The 3,785-nt window shown below is 47.9% G+C and carries 2 protein-coding genes; both read right to left on the bottom strand.

Going from position 1 to position 3,785, the window contains the following annotated elements; genetic code table 11:
- Positions 1-135: 135 nt before the first annotated feature.
- Positions 136-867, bottom strand: a complete 732-nt coding sequence (pflA, locus tag KDK19_RS11260) for a pyruvate formate-lyase-activating protein (RefSeq protein WP_257279994.1) — start codon at positions 865-867, stop codon at positions 136-138.
- A gap of 129 nt (positions 868-996) precedes the next feature.
- Positions 997-3,279, bottom strand: coding sequence for a formate C-acetyltransferase (gene pflB, locus KDK19_RS11255; protein WP_257279995.1), 2,283 nt, complete (start codon positions 3,277-3,279; stop codon positions 997-999).
- Positions 3,280-3,785: the final 506 nt, after the last annotated feature.

Below are 3,785 nucleotides of genomic sequence, written 5' to 3'. Positions count from 1 at the left end.
ACCAATTTATTGCAACCGCAGTAGGACAGCCTTAAGTCCGACAGGCTGCTAGAAGCTCACTGTCATGGCCTTCTCCTTCCGGGCAAGGCCATTCCGATCTTATACTCCCCGAACAGGATGTTCGTTGGGAGGACTTTAATAGGCCGCCACAACCCCACGCACAGTAAACTCATCCCGGATCAAATCAAGCTGTTCTCTGCTGGGGGGAGTCACTTTTTCCAATTCATAAGTGTCGTTTAATAAATCCCACTTATGAACCCCCAGACTGTGATAAGGCAATATCTCAACCTTCTCAACGTTTTTCATGGGTTCGATAAACTCAGCTAACATTCGAGCATATTGAGGTTCGACTGTGTAACCATCGACTACGACGTAACGAATCCAGACAGGCTTGTTAATCTCGGCCAGATATCGAGCAAAGTCGCGGGTATGACTGCCGGTGACATAGGTCAGCTTATGATGCATCTCTTCATCCATATGCTTGATATCCAGGAGCACCAGATCGGTATTATTTAACAGGCGGATTACATCATCGTTAATGTGTTTGGCAAAGCCGTTAGTATCAAGACAGGTATGAATGCCTTCCTTACGACACTCATCAAACAGTTCAGCAACGAACTCTGCCTGCAAAACAGGCTCACCGCCGGTAACGGTCACCCCACCAGAAAGAAAGCTTTTAACTTTTTTGATTTCCCGAAACACTTCTTTGTGGCTTTTCAGCTCCCCGCCTTCACGAAGATTCCAGGTATCCCGGTTGTGACAATAACGGCATCTCATCAGGCAGCCCTGCATAAAGACCAGGTAACGGATACCCGGACCGTCGACAGTTCCAAATGAATCCAGAGAGTGAACACGTCCAATTGCCATAAATGACCCCAACTCAAACAGACAAATACCTGATATGCAGCCCTTGGGAAGATTCAATTTTCAGAATAAAAATATCCTACAAACAAGGCCGGCAAAGTGCCGGCCTCTGTCACTTAATGCCCGGAAGGTCTAAAGGGTTGCTGTAAAGGTACGGGCAATGACATCTCTTTGCTGCTCGGGAGTCAAAGAGTTGAAACGCACGGCGTAACCTGACACGCGAATGGTCAGAGAAGGATACTTGTCTGGATTTTCTACAGCATCTTCCAGCATTTCACGGTTAAGGACGTTCACGTTCAGGTGCTGTCCTCCCTCCCGACCAACTTCATGATGGAAATAACCATCCATCAAGCCGACCAAATTGCGACGACGGCCATCTCCATCTTTGCCCAATGCTTTAGGGACGATAGAGAAGGTGTAGGAAATACCATCTTTAGCATAAGAGAATGGCAGCTTGGCGACAGAACTCAAAGACGCTATCGCACCACTGGTATCACGACCATGCATTGGGTTAGCGCCCGGGCCAAACGGTTGACCTGCACGACGACCGTCTGGCGTATTGCCAGTCTTCTTACCGTATACCACGTTGGAAGTAATGGTCAGAATAGACTGGGTTGGGATCGCATTACGATAAGTTTTGTGTGAAGCCACTTTTTTCATGAAAGTTTCTACCAGCTCACAGGCAATCGCATCAACACGCTCTTCGTTGTTCCCGAACTTGGGGTAATCGCCTTCGATCTCAAAGTCTATCGCCAGACCGTCTTCGTCACGAACCGGCTTAACCCTGGCATACTTGATCGCTGACAAAGAGTCTGCCGCAACAGACAAACCCGCAATACCGGTGGCCATGGTACGAACCACATCACGGTCATGAAGCGCCATCTGAGACGCCTCATAGGAGTACTTATCATGCATGTAGTGAATAGCATTCAGAGCCGTGACGTACTGAGTCGCCAGCCAATCCATTAAATGATCCATGCTCGCGTAAACAGTGTCGTAATCCAAAACGTCATCCGTAATTGGGGGAACCTTCGGGCCTATCTGAGCCTTCAGCTTCTCATCCACACCACCATTAATGGCGTACAGCAGAGTTTTGGCCAGATTGGCACGAGCACCAAAGAACTGCATCTGCTTACCCACAATCATCGGCGATACACAGCAGGCAATGGCATAATCATCACTGTCCATGTCAGGACGCATCAGATCGTCATTCTCGTATTGAATGGAGCTGGTATCAATGGATACCCTGGCACAGAATTCCTTAAAACCCCGGGGCAGAGCCTCAGACCAGAGCACCGTAATGTTAGGCTCTGGTGATGGACCCATGGTGTAAAGCGTATGCAAGAACCGGAAGCTGTTCTTGGTGACCAGCGTACGACCATCCAGACCCATACCACCAATAGATTCTGTCGCCCATATGGGATCGCCGGAGAACAGTTCGTCGTACTCTGGCGTACGCAGGAAACGAACCATACGCAGTTTCATCACGAAGTGGTCGATCAGTTCCTGGGCATCAACTTCAGTGATCTTGCCAGTTTCCAAGTCACGCTGGATATAAATGTCCAGGAAAGTAGCTGTACGACCCAGAGACATGGCCGCACCATTCTGGGATTTAACAGCCGCGAGGTAACCAAAGTAAGTCCATTGAACCGCCTCCCGGGCTGTTATTGCTGGCTGACTGATATCACAGCCATAGTCGGCAGCCATCTCTTTTATCTGCATCAGGGCACGGATCTGTTCCATGATCTCTTCACGCAGTTGAAGGGTCTGCTCCAGATTCTCTCCGGATTCCAGCGTAGAATCCAGCTCGCTATGTTGTACTTTCTTGTCTTCTACAAGACGATCAATACCGTACAATGCTATACGTCGGTAGTCACCTATAATACGTCCGCGACCGTAGGCATCTGGAAGACCGGTAATTACACCGGACTTACGGCAGTTTCGGATAGAAGGCGTGTAAACGTCAAATACACCAGCATTATGGGTTTTCCGGTACTCAGTGAAGATCTTCTTCACCATGGGATCCAGCATCTTTCCATATACTTTACAGGAAGTTTCCACCATGCGAATACCACCATTGGCAATCATACCCCTCTTAAGAGGCTTATCAGTCTGCAGACCAACAATCTTCTCGAGATCTTTTTGTATGTATCCGGCCTGGTGTGAAGTAATAGTTGAAGGCAGGTCGTGATCAAAATCGATGGGGGCATGTGTGCGGTTCTCTTCCTTGATACCCTCCATAACATCGTCCCAGAGTCGACTGGTGGCTTCGGTGGCGTCGGCAAGAAAGTCGTCCCCTCCTTCATAGGGGGTGTAGTTCTTCTGGAGGAAATCCCGGACATTGATGCTTTCAGTCCACTCACCCCGGGCAAATCCCGCCCATCCTGCTGGTAGGTCTTTGGCTTGTGCGCTCATTGATGGCAACTCCTCGTGTTTGAAAATCCGTGAAGAAAGAGTTGATGTGACAGGAGAATTGTCACATCGAAATATAAATAACTCCGGGTGATTCAAAACGTTTTTCGTCCATCCCGGATAAAAACTTCTCAGAACAAATCAGTCATCAGAAAACCTGGCTCATGACAAGCCGCACCACCCAAGCCATGAAGGAGACCCTATAACTTTTACAGAACCCATCATCATGGCAAAAGTAACCATTTGGGCAAACAGAAAGGGAATGACTATCTGTCTCGAGCCTCATCAAAAACCGACCTCGACCTGATATATAACGACAACCAACCTACACAGCGGCATCATTACGACAGTCTTTCTGTTCGATAAAAACTGCTGCTCACTGAATTACAAAATATATTAACTAAACACTTCCCACTATAGTGTCCAATACTTATTAAGATATCAATCGAACGCTTGCCTCCCTGGTAACAACTTATACGACCATAAACAACTTTATGAATGACAAGGTA

The organism is Endozoicomonas sp. ONNA1 (assembly GCF_024606325.1).
GTDB lineage: Bacteria > Pseudomonadota > Gammaproteobacteria > Pseudomonadales > Endozoicomonadaceae > Endozoicomonas_A.
This window is presented reverse-complemented; position numbering and strand designations above follow the sequence as displayed.

Bases quoted from the DNA above. Each gene is read 5' to 3' on its own strand.
- pflA (WP_257279994.1), bottom strand. From the start codon at position 867: ATGGCAATTGGACGTGTTCACTCTCTGGATTCATTTGGAACTGTCGAC.
- pflB (WP_257279995.1), bottom strand. From the start codon at position 3,279: ATGAGCGCACAAGCCAAAGACCTACCAGCAGGATGGGCGGGATTTGCC.